The organism is Bradyrhizobium sp. LjRoot220 (assembly GCF_964252915.1).
Taxonomy (GTDB): domain Bacteria; phylum Pseudomonadota; class Alphaproteobacteria; order Rhizobiales; family Xanthobacteraceae; genus Bradyrhizobium.
The window spans coordinates 545,571-563,531 of sequence record NZ_CAXUPS020000001.1 but is presented as its reverse complement, the minus strand read 5'-3'; the positions used below and the strand labels follow the sequence as shown (position 1 = coordinate 563,531).

Sequence of the window (17,961 nt, the reverse complement as noted above, 5' to 3'; positions counted from 1 at the left end):
GCGAATGAACATCACCTTCGCCGCGAAACACGGAATGGTAAAGTCGGGAGCGATCGATCGACGCCGATACCTGCCCTGCAACGCGGCCATGGCACCAGACCGGCCCCCCGGCACTGCACCGAAAAGGTTAACGCCAGGGGGCGTCGGCCCGTTGAGCCTTCCAAACGCCGTTGTATTCGGCCAAAATTTGATTATATTGCTCTCTCAGCTGCAACCGCTGCTGAATATTACGTTGGTGTGACCAGGCCCGTCTGTTCAGGCGGGCCGTCGCCGTTTCAGGGTTTGTAGCGATGACTCGTTCCAATCGGGTTGATCATATTCGCATTACGTCGCACCCGGCGCCGGGTGCCAAACTCAACTTTCCGATCGCCTGGGGCGCCGCCAGCGCGCGCGAGCGCGGACCGGTGATCGGCACGGTGTCGCGCCCGCAGGACCGCAACGTGATCGGCACCCATGGCGGTTCCTATTCGGTGTATCGTGCGCTCGCCGTCTCCTCCGGTGCGCTGGACCCGATCCGGCGTCCGGACCTCACCAACACCCATCCCGCCGAAACCATCGGGCCGTTTCCGCAATGGACGGATCCGCAGCGGATCGTTTCACTCGATCCCTGGGGACACCTCGCCGCGGATAATTTTGCAACCGAAATCGCCGAGGGCATCGACATCCGTCCCAGCATTGCCATCACGCGCGCGCGTCTGGATCTGCCCGAGCTGCAGGCTGCGATCGAAGCCGGACGGCTCAAGCACGACGGCGAGTTCGTGCACAAGAACGGCAGCGTCTCCGTGGTCAAGATCGCGATCGACCCGGTGTGGTATCTGCCGGGTCTGGCGGAGCGCTTCGCAACCACCGAAAACAATTTGCGCCGGCAATTGTTCGAACAGACTGCCGGCATGTTTCCGGAGCTGGTGACACGGCCGGATCTACAGGTATTTCTGCCGCCGATCGGCGGCACGACGGCCTATCTGTTCGGCGACGTTACCAAGCTGCCGGACCATCGCACCAAAATCACTTGCCGCGTCCATGACGAGTGCAACGGCTCCGACGTGTTCGGTTCGGATATCTGCACCTGCCGTCCGTACCTCATTCACGGCATCGAGGAATGCGCGCGCGCCGGCCAAAACGGTGGGCTCGGGATCATCATCTACAATCGCAAGGAAGGCCGCGCGCTCGGCGAAGTGACGAAGTTTCTGGTCTATAATGCGCGCAAGCGCCAGGAAGGCGGCGATGCCGCGGCCCAGTATTTCGAGCGCACCGAATGTGTCGCCGGCGTGCAGGACGCCCGCTTCCAGCAATTGATGCCGGATGTGGTGCATTGGCTCGGCCTGAAGCGAATCGATCGCTTCGTATCCATGAGCGATATGAAGCACGATGCGCTGACCGGCCAGGGCATCGAAATCGTCGAGCGCGTGCCCATTCCCGACGACATGATCCCGGCCGACGCGCATGTGGAAATCGCCGCAAAGAAAGCCGCCGGCTACTACACGCCCGAGCCGCAGGAAAGCCCGGACAATCCGGTCGGCCGTTCGCTCGAAAAATATTGAGCGCCAAGTGTCCCCCGCAGATCCGGAGACATTGGCTGCCTTGTCATTGCTGAACGCCCATGCGGTTCGCGAGCGTGCACACCGCATGCTCGCAATCGGCCTTGACGACAAGCTGCCGAACTTCCGTGTCCACCTCGATCGCATGGATAGCACCATCGATCTGGTGCTCGAAACCACGCGCAAGGCCTATCCCGCCTTCGACGTTCCCTTTCATTCGCGCTGGCGCCACTTCGTTGCCCGAGGGGATAATCGCTGGGCCGATATCGCCGGCCGGACCGAATGGTCCGGCCGCGCGGCCCGCGCCCGGGCTGAATTCGATCTGGCGATCGTCAGCGTCTTCCTTGATGCCGGTGCCGGGCCAGCGTGGCGCTACAACGATCCGAAGACCGGATCGGCGATCGGCCGCTCGGAAGGATTGGGGCTCGCCAGCCTCGCGATGTTCGCAGGCGGCGCATTCTCCGCCGATCCGCTTCAACCGTTGCGGGCCGATGCTGACGTGCTTGCAAATCTGGTTGTTGCCGATCTCGAGCGCGGCATGCAGGTCTCGGATCTCAATCCATTGGTCGGAATGGACGGTCGCGCTGAGCTGCTGCGACGGTTGGGCCGGCTGGTCGCCTCAAAGCCGGATGTGTTTGGCAGCCACGACACGCCGCGGCCCGGCGGCCTGTTCGACCGGCTCGCGGCGCTCGCCGACGGCGGAAAGCTACCCGCCCCGACAATCCTTGCGGAGTTGCTGCAGCAGCTCGGCCCGGTCTGGCCATCGCGGCTGACGCTGGGCGGTATCGCGCTCGGCGACTGCTGGAAGCATCCGATGTTGACCACAACGGATGCGACCAACGGACTCGTCCCGCTGCACAAGCTCTCGCAGTGGCTGGCGTATTCCCTCATCGAGCCGCTGCAAACGGCCGGCATCACCGTGACCGATATCGATGGCCTCACTGGTCTTGCCGAATATCGCAATGGCGGACTGTTCGTCGATGGCGGCGTGTTGGCGTTTCGCGATGCCGGAGCAGTCCAACAATCACACGAGGTCGCGTCACCGCTGGTCGTGGAATGGCGTGCGCTGACGGTGGCGCTGCTCGACCGCGTCGCCGAAAGTCTGCGACAGCGGCTTGGGCTCGATGCCACCTCAATGCCGCTGGCAAAAATTCTCGAAGGCGGCACCTGGGCGGCGGGTCGATTGCTGGCACGCGAACGCCGCGCCGACGCGTCGCCTCCGGTGAAAGTTATCAGCGACGGTACTGTTTTCTAGATTTGGGATTAGCAACATGGACGGCGTCACGATCGTTAATCATCCCCTGGTGCAGCACAAGCTGACGTTATTGCGGAAGAAGGAAATTTCGACCAAGTCGTTTCGCGAGCTCCTCAAGGAGATCGGAATGCTGCTGTGCTACGAGGTCACCCGTGACCTGCCGCTGGCCGACGTCGAAATCGAAACGCCGCTTGCGCATATGATGTCGCCGCAGATCGCGGGCAAGAAGCTGGTATTCGCGCCGGTGCTGCGGGCCGGCATTACGTTTGCCGACGGCATGCTCGATCTGGTGCCGACCGCCCGTATCGCCCATATCGGTCTTTACCGCGAACCGGAAACCTTCGTTGCCGTCGAATATTTCTTCAAGGCCCCGAGCGACCTGCACGAGCGGCTGGTGATCGTGATTTCACCGGTGCTGGCAACGGCCAACTCCGCCGTCGCTGCGATTGACCGGCTGAAAGAGCGCGGCGCCAACGACATCCGGCTGGTGTGCCTGATCGGCGCGCCGGAAGGCGTCGAGCGTGTGCGCGGCATTCACCCCGACGTTCCGATCTGGCTTGCCGCCATCGACCAGGGGCTGGACGACAACGCCTACATCGTGCCCGGTCTCGGCGATGCCGGCGACCGTGCCTATGGCACCAAATAGGCTGGCGAGCTACACGGCATCGGCCAAAAGGGTGCGGACGATCGGATGATTCCGGTCGGCCAGGCCGTCGATGACGTTGAAATGGTGGCGGCCGGGTTCCTCGATCGTGCAGGTTTGCGCACCGAGCCCGGTCCAGATGTTGGCAAGCAGGGCGTTCTGGCGGACGAATTCCGGGCGCTCCGCGCTGCCCACCCAGCAGGTCACGCGGGCACCAGGCAAAGGCTGCAACAGCGCGGGACTTTCGGTTTGCGCCTCGGCGTCGTCGATCCGCAACTCGGTATTCATGGCCGTTTTCAACATCGGGCGAAGATCATGGACACCGGAAATCGAGACGGTGTTGCGGATGCGCGCGCGGGCGGGCTCCGGCAGCGGCGAAGTCGCCGAAATCATGCGCGTGACCAGGTGTCCGCCTGCGGAGTGGCCTGTCAGGAAAATTGGGCCTTCCACCATCGCTGCCGCCTGCGCGATCGCGGCGGCAATTTCGCGCGTAATGTCGGACACGCGAACCTCCGGACAAAGCGTGTAGGAAGGCATCGCCACCGCATAGCCGCTTTCGACGGAACCACGCGCGAGGTGTGACCAAAAGCTCTTGTCCAGGGCGCGCCAGAAACCGCCATGGACGAACACGACCAGTCCCTTGGGCTGAACCTCGGGACGGAACAGATCGAAACGGTTTCGCGGCCGCTCGCCATAGCCGACATCAAGTGCCGCACGGCCACGACCCGCCAGTTCATCGCGGTAGGCTTGGGCGGGCTGCACCCAGGCCGCCGGCCAGCGCTCACCACCGGGGATGTTGGGGCCATTGGCGTAGGCGTCGTTCCAGTCGGAAATCTGATGAAAGATCATGCGGGTCGGTTTCCGTTTGGTCTTGAGTAGCCGGCGCAGGCGCCTACGATCAGGATTCAGTTCGACGATATCTACTCACATCGGCCGCCTGCAGGACAAGTCCAAAAGTATTTTAGATATATAACTTCCGGGCTTGAAACGATTCGCGGTCATGCGAGTATCTGCCGCCTGCGAACGAGGCCAATGATGACCGATTTCACCCGCACGCGATCCCTGTTCCACATGCCGGACGGCGTCATCTATCTCGACGGCAACTCACTCGGTCCCCTGCCCGTTGCTGCGACCGATCGCGTCCACAGCATGATGTCCGAGCAATGGGGAAACCAGCTTATCAGGGGCTGGAACAGCGCCGGCTGGATGGCCCAGCCGCGTCGCATCGGAGACCGCGTCGGCCGGCTGATCGGCGCGCCCGAGGGTACCGTGGTGATCGGAGACACCCTGTCGATCAAGGTCTATCAGGCGCTCGCAGCCGCGCTCGAACTCAATTCCCCCCGGCGTGTGGTCCTGTCCGACAATGGCAACTTTCCAACCGATCTCTACATGGCCGAGGGTCTGCTCAGATCGCTCGACCGGGGATATCAGCTCAAAATTGTCGCCCCCGAAGAAGTCGAAAACGCCATCGACGCAACGATTGCGGTGCTGATGCTGACCGAGGTCGACTATCGCACCGGCCGCCTTCACGACATGAAGGCGTTGACGCAGCAGGCACACGACGCCGGCGCATTGACGGTCTGGGACCTCGCCCATTCCGCGGGCGCCATCCCGGTCGACGTATCAGGCGCCAAAGCCGATTTCGCGGTCGGCTGCACCTACAAGTACCTCAATGGCGGTCCTGGCGCGCCGGCCTTCATCTATGTCGCACCTGACCAAGCCGACATGGCGCGGCCGGCACTTTCCGGATGGATGGGCCATCAGGCGCCGTTTGCCTTCGATCTTGATTACCGGGCAGGCTCCGGCATTGAACGGATGCGGGTTGGAACGCCTCCCGTCATTGCCATGGCCGTGCTCGACGCAGCGCTCGATGTCTGGGAGGGCGTCAGCATGAACGAGGTCCGCAAGGCGTCGATCGCGCTGGCAAATCTGTTCATCCGCGAAGTCGAAGCCCGCTGTCCGGAGTTGACGCTGGCGTCGCCGCGGGACGGCAACAAACGCGGCAGCCAGGTTTCGTTTCGCCACGCCAACGGCTACGCCATCATGCAGGCGCTGATCGCGCGCGGTGTGATCGGCGATTTTCGCGCTCCCGATGTGATCCGCTTCGGCTTCACGCCGCTTTACATCGGTGAGACCGAGGTTCGCGCGGCGGTCGATGCGATCGAGGATGTCGTGAACAATCGCCGCTGGGATGCCGCGGAGTATCGCAAAATGGCCGTCGTGACATGATCGAAAAACCCATGACCGAAAAACCCTTGACCGGAAAGCCCTTGGACCCCTCCCGCGAGGGAGCCCAGATGTCGTTCGACGGGCGGATGTCCTACAGCGATTATCTGCATCTGGAACGCGTGTTGAATGCGCAGGAACCGCGCTCGGATGCGCACGACGAACTTCTCTTCATCATCCAGCACCAGACCTCCGAACTCTGGATGAAGCTGGCGATCCACGAAATCCGCTCCGCGATCAAGGCCATCCACAACGACAAGCTTCAACCCGCCTTCAAGATGCTGTCACGCATCGCCCGAATCTTCGAGCAGCTCACCAACGCCTGGGATGTGTTGCGGACGATGACGCCGAGCGAGTATACTGAATTTCGCGACCAGCTCGGCCAATCGTCAGGCTTCCAGTCGTACCAGTACCGGGCGATCGAATTCCTCGCTGGCAACCGCAATGTTGCGATGCTCGGTCCTCATGCCCACCGCAGTGACGTGGTCGCGAAGCTGGAAGAAATTCTCGCCGAGCCTAGTCTCTACGACGAAGCCCTGCTTCTGCTCGCGCGCAATGGCTTCGACATCGGCGAAGATGCGCATCGATCGGATTGGCGCACGACGCGGACCGCAAATGACAAGGTGCTGGATGCCTGGAAGACCGTCTACGCGTCTCCCGCAAAACACTGGATGCTGTACGAACTGGCCGAAAAGCTGGTCGATTTCGAAGACTACTTCCGGCGCTGGCGCTTCAACCACGTCACGACGGTCGAGCGCATTATCGGCCTGAAGCGCGGAACCGGCGGCACGTCGGGCGTATCCTATCTGCGCAAGATGCTCGAGGTCGAACTTTTCCCGGAGCTTTGGAAAGTAAGAACGGAGCTTTGAAACGCCCTAACCGAGCTTCGGATGCGTCATGAACTCCCCGATGATCTCGGCGGGCGGCTTGACGAATTCCCCGGCGCGGCTGACGCCGAGGCCGGTGAGGCGACGAAGTTTGACCGCCATTTCAGCCATCTTCACCACGATCGGGATGCCGTTGATGACAGGCGCGCCGTCGATCGCGTGATTGCGAAGCGCTGCAAACAACAGCATCGGGATGCCGCCGCCCGGGATCAGCACTTCGACGCCCTTCGCCACCAGCGGGCGCGCTTGTTCGGCGAACAGCTCTTCGACCTCGCGCGCCAGCGTTTCTGACTCATAGGCCTTCAGGATTTGTCCGGGCTCGAACGTCATGGCGTGGGTACCCGCAACGCGGCGCTCAAGCCCGTATTTGGTGATCTGGTGGTGGAACCAGGGAATGTAGCGGGGATTGATCGTGATGATGCCGCTCCGCTGGCCGAGCTGGCAGCCGTAGAGCATCGACGATTCGCCGAGCGCCAGAACCGGAATGTCGACGACCGAGCGGGCTTCGTAGAGGCCGGCATCCTGGAAGTGGCCGATCACGAAGGCATCGTAGCCCTCGCGTTCGGCCCGCACCGCATTGCAGATCACTTCCCGTGCGCAACGAAATTCGACGATGGCGTGGGCATAGGAATCGTGGGGGGTAATGCCCTTGATGTCGACCGTGGTGCCCGGCTCGACGATGTCATCGAGGTGTTTGCGCAAACGGTCCCAATAGGTCTTGCCGTTCTCATAATCGACGTAGCTCTGATACCAGATGCGGATCGGCTTCATGGCGGGCGTCTCCTTCCGCGCGCGTCCTGTGGACGGCGCGGATTTTTATTATGACTGCGGCGCGATGATCGGGGCCGCTGCTCAGGCCAGCAGTTTCCACTGCCCCTTTTCGAGCGTGACGATGACGCGCGCGCGTTCGTCGACACCGGAATTATCATTCGGACCGTAATTGTAGACGCCGTGCGAGCCCACCACGTCCTTGGTGCGATAGAGTTCATCGCGCAACGCCGCCCGGAAGGCGGCCGTGCCGGGCGGATTCGAAGCGAGCGCGCGCTTGGCCGCGGCGGCGAAAACCAGCCAGCCATCGAAGGAATAGGCCGAGAAGGCGTCGGTCGAGGCCACGTTGTTGGCCTTGAGATGAGCGGCGCGGAATTCCAGACCGACCTTCTTCACGGGATTGCTGTCGGGCAACTGCTCGGCGACGATCACCGGGCCGGTTGGCGCCAGAACGCCCTCGACGGCCGCGCCGCCGACCCGGATGAAGTCAGGGTTGATCAGCGCGTGCGTGCCATAGATCGGGCCGCGAAAACCGCGCTCGCGCAGCGCCAGGAAGGGCAGTGCCCCCGGCGTTCCCGAACCGCCGGTCATGACGGCATCAGGCCGGGCGGCGATGATCTTGAGCGTTTGCGCGGTCACCGTGGTATCGGGGCGCGCATAGCGCTCGTCGGTCAGGATCTTGATGCCAATGGGCGCGGCCGTCTTGGACAGCGCATTGTAGACAAGATCACCCCAGGCGTCGCTGAAGCCGATATAGCCCAGACTCTTGATGCCGGCTTTTTGCATTTGCGCGACCACCGCCGCGACCATCAGCGGCGGCGGTTGCGGAATCGAAATCGCCCAGAAGCCGCCGTCACCCTTGCCCGCCGTCGGCGGAAGCGGCGAGATGGAAACGAACGGCACCTTCTGCTCGCCGGCGACCGCCGCCATCGCGACCGATCCCGGCAGGCCCGATGTCCCGATCAACAGGTCGACCTTTTCTTCTTCGACGAGCTTGCGGGCGTTTCGGGTCGATGCCGACGGATCGCCGCCATCGTCCATCTGGACCAGCCTGATCTTATGACCCTCGATCGTATCGAGGTAAGCCATGGCCGCAGCAATCCCTCTTGAATAGGGAATGCCGATGGAAGCACCCGGTCCGGTCTGACCGGTCACAAAACCGACGGAGATCGGATCGGATTGCGCCCGAAGAATCGCGGGAGCCGTGACGAAACCGGAGAGCGCTGCACCGCCGACGAGAATTTTTCGGCGCGAAATCATCTGTCTGCTCATCGTCGCTACCTCCTGTTGGGCCGCCGGTCAGTCGATGGCGGCCGGGCTGCTGAAGAAGTGGGGGGCCGGAGCGATGGCAGGCCGACGGCGGCATGGCCGCCGGTTCATCCCCGCGTCGTGGCTTGATTTACTGTTCACAGCCGCGCCATCCGCCATTCCGGACAAAAAATGTTTTAGACATAAAATATAAAAGCGTGCAGTATGGCCTCAGTCAAGAGGCAATTCACATGATCAACTTACCGATTAAAGTTGCAATTCATGCCTTATGGCCGAAGGCCGAGGGTGTCGCCGATCTGGCTGGAAAGGATCGTACTGGCCTGATCGTAAAGCCCGGTCATCACATGCAAGATCGAGGTCGCCTGCTGCAGCGCGTCCTGGGTACCGGACATGCTACCGACCAGACGGACCAGCGTGTCGCGCCGGTGCTGCAGATAAGCGTCGACGATCGCACGGCCAGACTCGGTGGGCACGTAAGTGGTGTTGCGGCGCGAGGCTCCATTGCTCGCTTTCTCGATAAAACCCAGGGAAAGCAGCTTCTTCAGTCCGTATTGCAAATTGGCAAGGTCATCGCGGTGCAGAAGCCGGGCCACATCGCTCAAGCCCTTCGGCGTGCCATTCAGATGAAGCACGTGCAGGATCGAAGCCTCGGTTCCGCCCAGCGCGTTCGTTGGCATGGCACCCAGACAGTCGCGCCGCCAGCGCGCGAACGCCGAACCGAAATGCCAGGCGGCATATTCGAACGCGTTCACGGTCTGCTCGATCGGCGAAATCTCGGCGGCTGGCTCGGCGACTGCTGCCGCTATCTGCGCCGAAACTGCTTGTTTTTTGGCCACAGAATGCCTCCTCAAATGTCAATTTCAAACAGCAATTTAATGTATTACACTGACTAATCAAGGCGCTGAACCGCATGACGACTGAAATCGCCATCATTCTGCTGCTCGATGGCATCGCCAACGGAGCGATTTATCTGCTGGCCGGGCTCGGCCTGGTGCTGATCTTTTCGGTCACCCGCGTCGTGTTCGTTCCATTCGGAGACATCACGGCGTTCTGCGTACTCTCGATCGCCGCGTTCGAACTTGGCCGGGTGCCGGGGACGATCTGGCTGGTCGCGATCCTCGCAGCCATCGCAACCGTGGTCGATGCGGCCGGCCATTATCGATCAGGCGAACACGCGCGGATCCCACGTTCGCTTTTCATGTATGGCCTGCTGCCGCTTGTTCCCTGCGTGCTGGCCTGGTTCGCCGCATCGCATGCCCTGCCCCAGGCGGTGCAGATCATCCTCGCACTGGCGCTCGTGCTGCCGATCGCCCCGTTGCTCGATCGCATTGCGTTTCGGCCCGCCGCCGATGCTTCGGTGCTGGTCCTGCTCATCATCGCGCTGGCGGTTCATTTCGCGGTCAGCGGACTGGGCCTGATGTTCTTCGGCGCCGAAGGTTTCCGCATTCGGCCATTGGTCGATGGCATCTACAGCTTCAGCGGCGTCATCGTATCGGCGCAGGTCTTGCTGATGCTGGTCACCGCCGCCCTGCTCAGCCTGCTGTTCTTCCTGTTCTTCGAGCGCTCGATGTCAGGCCGGGCGCTGCGCGCGACCGCGGTCAACCGCATCGGTGCGCGGCTGGTCGGCATCCGGCCGGCACGCACCGGCACGATCGCCTATTTCATCGCCTCGCTACTTGCCGGCGTCTCCGCCATCCTGATCGGCCCGACCACCACGATCTATTACGATTCCGGTTTCATGATCGGGCTGAAGGCCTTTATCGGCGCCATCATCGGCGGCTTCACCAGCTATCCGATCGCAGCGCTCGGCGCCGTATTCGTCGGCATCATGGAAAGCTTCGCCTCGTTCTGGGGCAGTTCCTACAAGGAAGTGATCGTGTTCGGCCTGCTGATCCCGGTGCTGCTCTGGCAGTCCTGGAAATCGGCCGGGCATGCCGACGAGGAGGGCGAGGAGATGGAAATGCCCGACGCGATCGTGCTGAGCACGCCGCTTCGCATCGGCCTGATCAGTGCCACCATCATCGCTCTGCTGATCGCGCCTGCACTGCTCGGCAGCTTCGCCATCACGCTGCTCAACTATATCGGCATCTCCGCGCTGGTCGCGCTCGGGCTGGTGTTGCTGACCGGCATCGGCGGCATGACGTCGTTTGGGCAAGCCGCCTTTGTCGGCATCGCCGCCTATGCGACGGCCTGGGCGACCGTGACGCTCAATTTGTCGCCGTGGGCCGGGTTGCTGCTGGCGCTGGCAATGACCGGGCTTGCGGCTTTGGCAATCGGCGCGCTGACGCTGCGGCTCGGCGGGCATTTTCTCTCGCTCAGCACGATCGCCTGGGGCATCTCGATCTATTTCCTGTTCGGCAATGTCCCGGGTCTCGGGCAGAACACCGGCATGGCCGGCATCCCGCCGATCACCATCGCATCGGTCCCGCTGATCTCGTCGCAAACCATCTTCTACCTGATCTGGCTGATGGTCGGGCTCGCGATGCTGGCGAGCGCCAATCTGCTCAATTCCCGCGAGGGCCGTGCGATCAGAAGCTTGCGTGGCGGCGGAGTTCTGCTCGCGAGCCTCGGCGTCAACATCTTTCGAATTCGCCTTGTCACCTTCGTGATCGCGGCCCTGCTCGCCGGGCTTGCCGGCTGGCTCTATGCGCACATGAACCGGTTCATCAGCCCGGCTCCCTTCGACGTCAAGCCCGGCATCGAATACCTGCTAATGGCGATGGCGGGCGGTGCCGGCCATATCGCAGGTGCGGTTGCCGGCTCGGCCCTGATCACGCTGCTCAAGAACTGGCTGCAGGATGTGCTGCCGCTGGTGACGAAAAACCCCGCGCAATTCGAGATCATCGCTTTCAGCATTCTCCTTGTCCTACTGCTGCAGAATGCCCGCGGCGGCCTCATTGCTTTCATCGCCAAACGCCTGCCCAAGGGTAAGCGTCCGGCGCCCGCGACCGCCGACGCGATGCCGCGCCGCGCGCTGCCCAAAACTGATACGCTGATTCTGAACGTCGAAAATGCCGTGAGGACCTTCGGCGGACTGACCGCCGTCAACAAGGTGAGCTTCGACCTCAAGGCCGGTGAGATCCTGGGCCTGATCGGCCCGAACGGGGCTGGCAAGAGCACGATGTTCAACCTCCTGACCGGCGCGCTGCAGGCCAATTCCGGTCGGATCAGTTTTCTGGGCGAGGACATTACCTATCGCCCGCAGATGGAAATCGCGCGCAAGGGCATCGCGCGAACATTCCAGCACGTCAAACTGCGGCCGAACATGAGCCTGATCGACAACGTCGCCCTTGGCGCCTATGCGCGCACCGCGACCGGCTTCCTCAAGAGCGCGCTGCGCCTCGACCGCGCCGAGGAGCGGCGGACGCTGCACGAGGCCCAGCGGCAATTGCAGCGCGTCGGCCTCGGCGACAAATCTTACGAACTCGCCGGCAACCTGCCGCTCGGCGGACAGCGCATCCTCGAAGTTGCCCGCGCGCTGGCGGCCGATCCCGTGCTGGTGGTGCTGGACGAGCCGGCCGCAGGCCTGCGGCCACCCGAGAAGGAGGCGCTTGCCAAGGTCTTGCGCCAAATTCGCGACGAAGGCGTCACGATCCTGATCGTCGAGCATGACATGGATTTCGTCATGGGACTGGTCGACCGGCTGGTTGTGATGGAGTTCGGCTGCAAGCTGGTCGAGGGCAATCCGGCAGCGGTCCGCGCCGATCCGAAGGTGCAGGAAGCCTATCTCGGAGGCGTATTATGAGCGCGATGCTCGAGATCACAGACCTTCATGTGGCTTACGGCAAGGTCGAAGCCGTGCGCGGCGTGTCACTGTCGCTGCAAACGGGCCAGATCGTCACGGTAATCGGGCCGAACGGCGCGGGCAAGACCACTCTGCTTGCCGCCACCATTGGCCTCTTGCCGTCGCGTGGCCGGCTCATCTTCGAGGGCCAGGATCTGCTCAAGCTGGACGTCGAGGCCCGCGTCGAGCACGGCTTCTGCCTGGTACCCGAGACGCGGGAGTTGTTCGGAGAGTTGACGGTCTACGACAATCTCGTGCTCGGCGCCTACCCGCGCCGTTCGGATCGTGCCTTCGTGGCCCGCGCGCTCGAGGAGACCTACGGGCGTTTTCCACGCCTTGCCGAACGGCGCGCGCAACGCGCCGACACGCTTTCGGGCGGCGAACGTCAGATGCTTGCGCTGGGCCGCGCGCTGATGTCGGCGCCGCGGCTCCTGATGCTCGATGAGCCGAGCCTCGGCCTCGCGCCGCTGATCGTGCGTGATATCCTGCGCATTGTGGCTAGCCTGCGCGACGCCGGCGTCTCGATCCTGCTGGTCGAGCAGAATGCAAAGGCGGCGCTCGAAATCGCGGACTATGGCTACGTGCTGGAAACCGGCGAGATCGTGCTTGACGGTGAAGCCAGCAGCCTGCTCGGCGATGCGCGCGTGCAGGCAACTTATCTTGGCGGAGGGCATTGACCGCCATGGCTAACCGCATTGCAAGTTACGACGGGGTCGCCGTCGCGGTTCCCGTCACCGTGCCCTATGAGCGCTTCTCCATCCGCGGCGCGCATTGGTTCATCGCCCGCGCGCTCAAGGCGCTGCTCGATGGCGCGGGCATTTCCAAGGACGAAGTCGACGGCCTGTGCGTGGGGAGCTTCACGCTGGCGCCCGACAGTGCCGTCGGCCTGACCCAGCATCTCGGCCTCACGCCGCGCTGGCTCGATCACGTACCGATGGGCGGCGCGTCCGGCATTGTCAGCCTGCGCCGCGCCGCACGCGCGGTTCAGGCAGGTGACGCCGAGATCGTCGCCTGCATCGCCGGCGACACCAACCATGTCGACAGCTTCCGTCTCAGCACGGCGACCTTCAGTATGTTCGCGCAGGACGCGGTCTATCCCTATGGCGCCGGCGGTCCCAACACCAGTTTTGCCTTCTTGACGGCCTATTACATGCGCACCTATGGCGCCAAGCCTGAGGATTTCGGCAAGCTTTGCGTTGCCCAGCGTTCGAACGCGTTGCACTTTCCCCATGCGCTGTTCAAGAAGCCGCTGACGCTTGACGAGTATCTCACGGCCCGCCCTGTGGCCGACCCGCTTCGGCTGTTCGATTGCGTGATGCCGTGTGCGGGCGCCGAGGCCTTTCTTGTGATGAGCGAGGATCGGGCGCGGCGCCTTGGGCTGCCGCACGCGCGGCTGACCGGCGCCATCGAGCGGCACAACGCATTCCCTGACGATCCGGTGCAGCACCGCGGCGGCTGGGCAATGGACCGCGATCGCCTGTACGAAAGCGCGGGCGTCGGGCCTGAAGACATCGACCTGCTCGAGGCCTATGACGATTATCCTGTCATCTGCGTGCTGCAGATCGAGGACCTCGGTTTCTGCGGCAAGGGCGAAGGGCCGGACTTCATTCGTCGCAATACTTTTGAAGCGAACGGCAGCTTTCCCTTCAACACTTCGGGCGGCCAACTATCGATCGGCCAAGCCGGTGCCGCCGGCGGCACGCTCGGGATCGTCGAGGCAATCCGGCAAGTCACGGGACAGACGCTCGGCGCCCGGGTCGAGAACGCGCGCCACGCGCTGGTCTCCGGATTCGGCATGATCAATTTCGACCGGGGCCTTTGCACAGGTGCCGCCATTCTCGCCGCAACATGATTGGGACTTGATGATGAGTGAAACAATCAAACGGCCGAAGCGCAAGAACCCGATCCTGAAGACGCGCGCGCCGACGCTGCCGCCGGACCGCCGCAGCCGGATTGCGCTCGGCCTCGTTCGCGGCGCGGCGCTGGGCAACCTCGAACTGCAATGCTGCGCGGCCTGCGGCACCGTGCAATATCCGCCGCGCGAGGCCTGCGTTCGCTGTCTGTCGGCCGAACTCGAATGGACCGTGATGAGCGGACGCGGCGAACTCGTCAGTGAGACTACGTTGCATCATTCCCAGGAGTTGTTCTTTCGCGAACGTATGCCCTGGCGGCTCGGACTGGTACGTCTGGCCGAAGGTGTCAGCCTCGTCGCCCATCTCGACGCGCGCTGCGGTCCGGCGCCGTCCGCCGTACGTGTCGAGGCCGTGCTCGACCGCGCCGGCCAGGCCGCGCTCGTCGCCAAGCCTGATGGTGGCGATACCGCACTCGCCGACGAGCCGAAACTGCGCAATTTCACGTCGGATCCAAGATTCCGCAAAGTGCTGGTCACCGACGCCAAGTCACCCGTCGGCCAGGCTGTCGTGAAAGCGGTGCTGGAGGCCGGCGCCGACCTCGTCTGGGCCGGCCATTGCGAACCCTGGAAGAACCCGCCGGGCTGGCCGGCGATTGCGGAACTGCCGAAGGTGACGTTGGTTCCGCTCGATGTCACCGACACTAAATCGGTCAACGAACTTGCCGCCGAACTCGGCTTCAAGGTCGACATCGTGATCAACACATCAGAGCATCATCGCACGTTCGGAATCTTCGGCCGCACCGGCGTCGAAACCGCAAGGGCGGAGATGGAGACCAATTGCTTCGGCCTGTTGCGGCTAGCGCAGGCGTTCGGTCCGGTCATGCAGTCGCGCGGCGCCGATGGCGACGCCAGCGCGGTCGCCTGGGTCAACCTGCTGTCGATCTATGCGCTGTCCAATTTTCCGCAGCACGCGACCTATTCGGCGTCGATGGCCGCGGCCCTTTCGGTCGCGCAGGCGCTTCGGGCCGAGATGCGCACCGCCGGCATCAGGGTCGTCAACATCTTTCCGGGACCGATCGACGACGAATGGAATCAGCTGCTGCTGCCGCCGAAATTGGCGCCATCCGCGGTCGCTCGCGCCATCATCGGCGCGCTCAAAGGATCGGTCGAGGACGTCTATCCCGGCGACATCGCGCAGGACTGGCTCGCGCGTTTTCGTGACAATCCGAAGGCACTGGAACGGGAGCTTGGCCGATGAAACCGCATGATCCAGCACCCGGCCTCGAGATCCTGGCGGGCTTCACCGCAGCACTCGCCACCGGCGCGATCCGCATTGTCGATCTCACACAGACGCTTGGCCCGGATTTTCCGAGCATCGTGATGCCGCCGGAAATAGGCCAGAGCCGCGCCTTCCGCATGGAAGAGATTTCCCGTTACGACGAACGCGGCGGCGCCTGGTACTGGAACAATCTGTCCTTTGGCGAACATACCGGCACGCATTTCGACGCCCCGATCCATTGGGTCTCGGGCCGCGATCTGCCCAACAGCTCGACCGATACGATCCCGGTCGCCGATTTCATCGCGCCCGCCGTGGTGATCGACTGCTCCAGGGAATCCGCAGATAATGCCGACTTCCTGCTGACGCCGGATTTCATCAAAGCCTGGGAAGCCGTGCACGGCAAAATCCCACCGCGATGCTGGGTGCTGATGCGAACCGACTGGTCGAAGAAGACCGATCCGGCGGCCTATCAGAATTTCGACGAGGTCGGACAGCACACGCCCGGCCCCGATCCGGACGCGGTACGTTTCCTGCTCAACGAGCGCGACGTGCTCGGCTTCGGCACCGAAACCATCGGCACCGATGCGGGCCAGGCGGCGCATTTCTTGCCTCCCTATCCGTGCCATTACTACATGCACGGTGCCGGACGCTACGGCCTGCAATGCCTGACCAATCTCGACCTGCTGCCACCGACCGGAGCCTCCCTGATCGCGGCGCCGCTGAAGATCCAGCAAGGCAGCGGCAGCCCGTTGCGCGTGCTGGCGCTGGTGTCGCGCCCATGTACCTCCGTGCGCCCGGCATGATTCCGCTTGCACCGGATGACCGGACGCTGCCGCGCATGCTCGAGCTTCAGGCCATCAGTCATGGCGACCGCACGTTAGTCTCCTGCGCAAACGATTCATGGACGTTCCGCGACGCACGCGACATCGCGGCCGGCCGAGCCGCGACGTTGCGCGCGGCTGGCGTTTCGGCCGGTGACCGGGTCGCGATCCTCTGCTCCAATCGCCTTGAAATGTTGGAGATCATTTTGGGATGTGGCTGGATCGGCGCCATCGCGGTCCCGATCAACACCGCGGCAATGGGACCGCAGATCGGTTACTACCTGTCCAATTGCGGCGCGCGGCTGTTCACGATCGAGGCGCAATTCGTCGAGCGCCTGGCGCATGTCTCCGAAGGCATGGCATCGCTTGGTTCAATCTGGGTGATCGGCGGCGCTGCCCCACCCGGCGGTGCAGCGCCGTCGATGGAGGTCATGCCACCGCGCGCCGCCCCGATCGCGGCAGCACCTGTCAGTCCCGGCGATACGCTCGCGATCATCTATACCAGCGGCACGACGGGACCATCCAAGGGCGTGATGTGCCCGCATGCGCAGTATTACTGGTGGGGCGCTCACTCGTGCCGTATCCTGGGCGTGACGGCCGACGACGTGCTTTGCACGACGCTGCCGCTGTTCCATATCAATGCGCTCAATACCTTTGCCCAGGCGCTCCTCGGTGGCGCGCGCATGGTGCTCGAACCGCGCTTCTCGGCCTCCGGTTTCTGGCCGGCCATGATCCGCAACGAAGCAACGGCGATCTATCTGCTCGGCGCAATGGTGCCGATCCTGCTGGCGGGTGAACCGCGGCCAGACGAACGTGGGCACAAGGTCCGTATCGGGCTTGGACCCGGCGTTCCCGCCGGTCTCGGCGCGACATTCGCTGCACGCACCGGCGTTTCGCTGCTCGAAGGTTACGGCTCGACCGAAACCAATTTCGTCATCGGTGCGTCGCCGCAGAAGCAAAAGCCGGGAACCATGGGCCATATCATCGACGGTTTTCAGGCCCGCGTCGTCGATAGCAACGACGTCGAACTGCCGGATGGCGAGGCCGGTGAGCTCGTGCTGCGCGCCGACGAGCCATTTGCGTTTGCGAGCGGCTATTTCGGCATGGCCGAGAAGACCGTCGAAGCCTGGCGGAATCTCTGGTTCCATACCGGTGATCGGGTTATCCGTGACGAAAGCGGCTATTTCCGTTTTGTGGACCGGCTCAAGGACGCGATCCGCCGCCGCGGCGAAAACATCTCCTCCTATGAGGTCGAACAGGTGTTGCTGGCTCACCCCGACATCGAAATGGCCGCCGCCTTTCCCGCGCGGTCGGAACTTGCAGAGGATGAAGTGATGGCCGCGATCGTGGTGCGGCCGGGAGCAGCGATCCCGCACGCCGAATTGATGGAGTTCTGCGCCCCGCGGCTGCCCTATTTCGCAGTGCCCCGTTTCATCGATTTTGTCGCGGAGCTGCCGCGAACGGAGAACGGCAAGATCCGGAAATACGAGCTGCGCGAGCGTGGCGTGACGGCATCGACCTGGGATCGCGAAGCGGCCGGCTACCGGCTGAAGCGGGGTGCCAAATAATGGATAATTATTTGACACTTAAAATATACCGGCTTAGCCTTTTTGCCGATCCGACACGTGGCCGTCGTTGG

15 protein-coding genes are annotated in these 17,961 nt (G+C 63.2%); 11 read left to right on the top strand and 4 right to left on the bottom strand.

All coding sequences use genetic code 11. The annotated features are described in order from the left end of the window. Positions 1 to 290: 290 nt before the first annotated feature. The 3 genes from ACSQ84_RS02450 to upp are packed head-to-tail and all read left to right on the top strand — an operon-like array spanning position 291 to position 3,439. Complete coding sequence (locus ACSQ84_RS02450) at positions 291 to 1,541, top strand: GTP cyclohydrolase II (RefSeq protein ID WP_436210052.1); 1,251 nt, start codon at positions 291 to 293, stop codon at positions 1,539 to 1,541. A 7-nt stretch (positions 1,542 to 1,548) separates the two neighbouring features. Next, positions 1,549 to 2,793, top strand: coding sequence for a URC4/urg3 family protein (locus ACSQ84_RS02445; RefSeq protein WP_436210051.1), 1,245 nt, complete (start codon positions 1,549 to 1,551; stop codon positions 2,791 to 2,793). Between the two features lie 16 nt (positions 2,794 to 2,809). Next, on the top strand, positions 2,810 to 3,439 hold the full coding sequence (gene upp, locus ACSQ84_RS02440; RefSeq protein WP_436210050.1) for a uracil phosphoribosyltransferase: 630 nt from the start codon (positions 2,810 to 2,812) through the stop codon (positions 3,437 to 3,439). A gap of 9 nt (positions 3,440 to 3,448) precedes the next feature. Here upp and ACSQ84_RS02435 read toward each other — a convergent pair whose 3' ends face one another. Then, positions 3,449 to 4,285, bottom strand: coding sequence for an alpha/beta hydrolase (locus ACSQ84_RS02435; RefSeq protein ID WP_436210049.1), 837 nt, complete (start codon positions 4,283 to 4,285; stop codon positions 3,449 to 3,451). Between the two features lie 186 nt (positions 4,286 to 4,471). Here ACSQ84_RS02435 and kynU point away from each other — a divergent pair, with 186 nt between their 5' ends. Continuing rightward, positions 4,472 to 5,665 carry a kynureninase gene (gene kynU / locus ACSQ84_RS02430; protein WP_436210048.1) on the top strand — a complete coding sequence of 398 codons (1,194 nt, stop codon included), beginning with the start codon at positions 4,472 to 4,474 and terminating at the stop codon, positions 5,663 to 5,665. Positions 5,666 to 5,676: 11 nt separating this feature from the next. After that, the gene (gene kynA, locus ACSQ84_RS02425; protein WP_436210047.1) at positions 5,677 to 6,531 is read left to right on the top strand and encodes a tryptophan 2,3-dioxygenase; all 855 of its coding nucleotides are present in this window, start codon (positions 5,677 to 5,679) and stop codon (positions 6,529 to 6,531) included. Positions 6,532 to 6,537: 6 nt separating this feature from the next. On the opposite strand, the gene ACSQ84_RS02420 is transcribed toward kynA, so the two are convergent. The 3 genes from ACSQ84_RS02420 to ACSQ84_RS02410 all read right to left on the bottom strand — a co-directional run bounded on the left by ACSQ84_RS02420 (position 6,538) and on the right by ACSQ84_RS02410 (position 9,338). Continuing rightward, positions 6,538 to 7,320, bottom strand: a complete 783-nt coding sequence (locus tag ACSQ84_RS02420; protein WP_436210046.1) for an aspartate/glutamate racemase family protein — start codon at positions 7,318 to 7,320, stop codon at positions 6,538 to 6,540. 81 nt (positions 7,321 to 7,401) lie between these two features. Next, the gene (locus ACSQ84_RS02415) at positions 7,402 to 8,589 is read right to left on the bottom strand and encodes an ABC transporter substrate-binding protein (RefSeq protein WP_436210045.1); all 1,188 of its coding nucleotides are present in this window, start codon (positions 8,587 to 8,589) and stop codon (positions 7,402 to 7,404) included. A gap of 263 nt (positions 8,590 to 8,852) precedes the next feature. Next, complete coding sequence (locus tag ACSQ84_RS02410) at positions 8,853 to 9,338, bottom strand: winged helix DNA-binding protein (RefSeq protein ID WP_212438290.1); 486 nt, start codon at positions 9,336 to 9,338, stop codon at positions 8,853 to 8,855. Positions 9,339 to 9,496: 158 nt separating this feature from the next. On the opposite strand from ACSQ84_RS02410, the gene ACSQ84_RS02405 reads away from it, so the two are divergent. The 6 genes from ACSQ84_RS02405 to ACSQ84_RS02380 are packed head-to-tail and all read left to right on the top strand — an operon-like array spanning position 9,497 to position 17,890. Beyond that, the gene (locus ACSQ84_RS02405) at positions 9,497 to 12,331 is read left to right on the top strand and encodes an ABC transporter permease subunit (RefSeq protein ID WP_436210044.1); all 2,835 of its coding nucleotides are present in this window, start codon (positions 9,497 to 9,499) and stop codon (positions 12,329 to 12,331) included. Further along, positions 12,328 to 13,047, top strand: a complete 720-nt coding sequence (locus ACSQ84_RS02400) for an ABC transporter ATP-binding protein (RefSeq protein WP_436210043.1) — start codon at positions 12,328 to 12,330, stop codon at positions 13,045 to 13,047. The genes ACSQ84_RS02405 and ACSQ84_RS02400 overlap by 4 nt, the downstream gene beginning before the upstream one ends. 5 nt (positions 13,048 to 13,052) lie before the next feature. Further along, entirely contained in the window at positions 13,053 to 14,222 is a 1,170-nt protein-coding gene (locus ACSQ84_RS02395) for a thiolase family protein (RefSeq protein WP_436210042.1), read from the top strand. 13 nt (positions 14,223 to 14,235) lie between these two features. Beyond that, a complete protein-coding gene (locus tag ACSQ84_RS02390) occupies positions 14,236 to 15,480 on the top strand; it encodes an SDR family NAD(P)-dependent oxidoreductase (RefSeq protein ID WP_436210041.1) in 1,245 nt (414 codons plus the stop codon). After that, positions 15,477 to 16,304 carry a cyclase family protein gene (locus ACSQ84_RS02385; protein WP_436210040.1) on the top strand — a complete coding sequence of 276 codons (828 nt, stop codon included), beginning with the start codon at positions 15,477 to 15,479 and terminating at the stop codon, positions 16,302 to 16,304. The genes ACSQ84_RS02390 and ACSQ84_RS02385 overlap by 4 nt, the downstream gene beginning before the upstream one ends. After that, complete coding sequence (locus ACSQ84_RS02380; RefSeq protein WP_436210039.1) at positions 16,280 to 17,890, top strand: ATP-dependent acyl-CoA ligase; 1,611 nt, start codon at positions 16,280 to 16,282, stop codon at positions 17,888 to 17,890. Before ACSQ84_RS02385 ends, ACSQ84_RS02380 begins: the two co-directional genes overlap by 25 nt. Positions 17,891 to 17,961: the final 71 nt, after the last annotated feature.

What these genes read in the sequence shown, in the direction of transcription:
- ACSQ84_RS02450 (WP_436210052.1), top strand. Translation starts at nt 291, where the DNA reads ATGACTCGTTCCAATCGGGTTGATCATATTCGCATTACGTCGCACCCG.
- upp (WP_436210050.1), top strand. Translation starts at nt 2,810, where the DNA reads ATGGACGGCGTCACGATCGTTAATCATCCCCTGGTGCAGCACAAGCTG.
- ACSQ84_RS02435 (WP_436210049.1), bottom strand. Translation starts at nt 4,285, where the DNA reads ATGATCTTTCATCAGATTTCCGACTGGAACGACGCCTACGCCAATGGC.
- kynU (WP_436210048.1), top strand. Translation starts at nt 4,472, where the DNA reads ATGACCGATTTCACCCGCACGCGATCCCTGTTCCACATGCCGGACGGC.
- kynA (WP_436210047.1), top strand. Translation starts at nt 5,677, where the DNA reads ATGACCGAAAAACCCTTGACCGGAAAGCCCTTGGACCCCTCCCGCGAG.
- ACSQ84_RS02420 (WP_436210046.1), bottom strand. Translation starts at nt 7,320, where the DNA reads ATGAAGCCGATCCGCATCTGGTATCAGAGCTACGTCGATTATGAGAAC.
- ACSQ84_RS02415 (WP_436210045.1), bottom strand. Translation starts at nt 8,589, where the DNA reads ATGAGCAGACAGATGATTTCGCGCCGAAAAATTCTCGTCGGCGGTGCA.
- ACSQ84_RS02405 (WP_436210044.1), top strand. Translation starts at nt 9,497, where the DNA reads ATGACGACTGAAATCGCCATCATTCTGCTGCTCGATGGCATCGCCAAC.
- ACSQ84_RS02400 (WP_436210043.1), top strand. Translation starts at nt 12,328, where the DNA reads ATGAGCGCGATGCTCGAGATCACAGACCTTCATGTGGCTTACGGCAAG.
- ACSQ84_RS02395 (WP_436210042.1), top strand. Translation starts at nt 13,053, where the DNA reads ATGGCTAACCGCATTGCAAGTTACGACGGGGTCGCCGTCGCGGTTCCC.
- ACSQ84_RS02390 (WP_436210041.1), top strand. Translation starts at nt 14,236, where the DNA reads ATGAGTGAAACAATCAAACGGCCGAAGCGCAAGAACCCGATCCTGAAG.
- ACSQ84_RS02385 (WP_436210040.1), top strand. Translation starts at nt 15,477, where the DNA reads ATGAAACCGCATGATCCAGCACCCGGCCTCGAGATCCTGGCGGGCTTC.
- ACSQ84_RS02380 (WP_436210039.1), top strand. Translation starts at nt 16,280, where the DNA reads ATGTACCTCCGTGCGCCCGGCATGATTCCGCTTGCACCGGATGACCGG.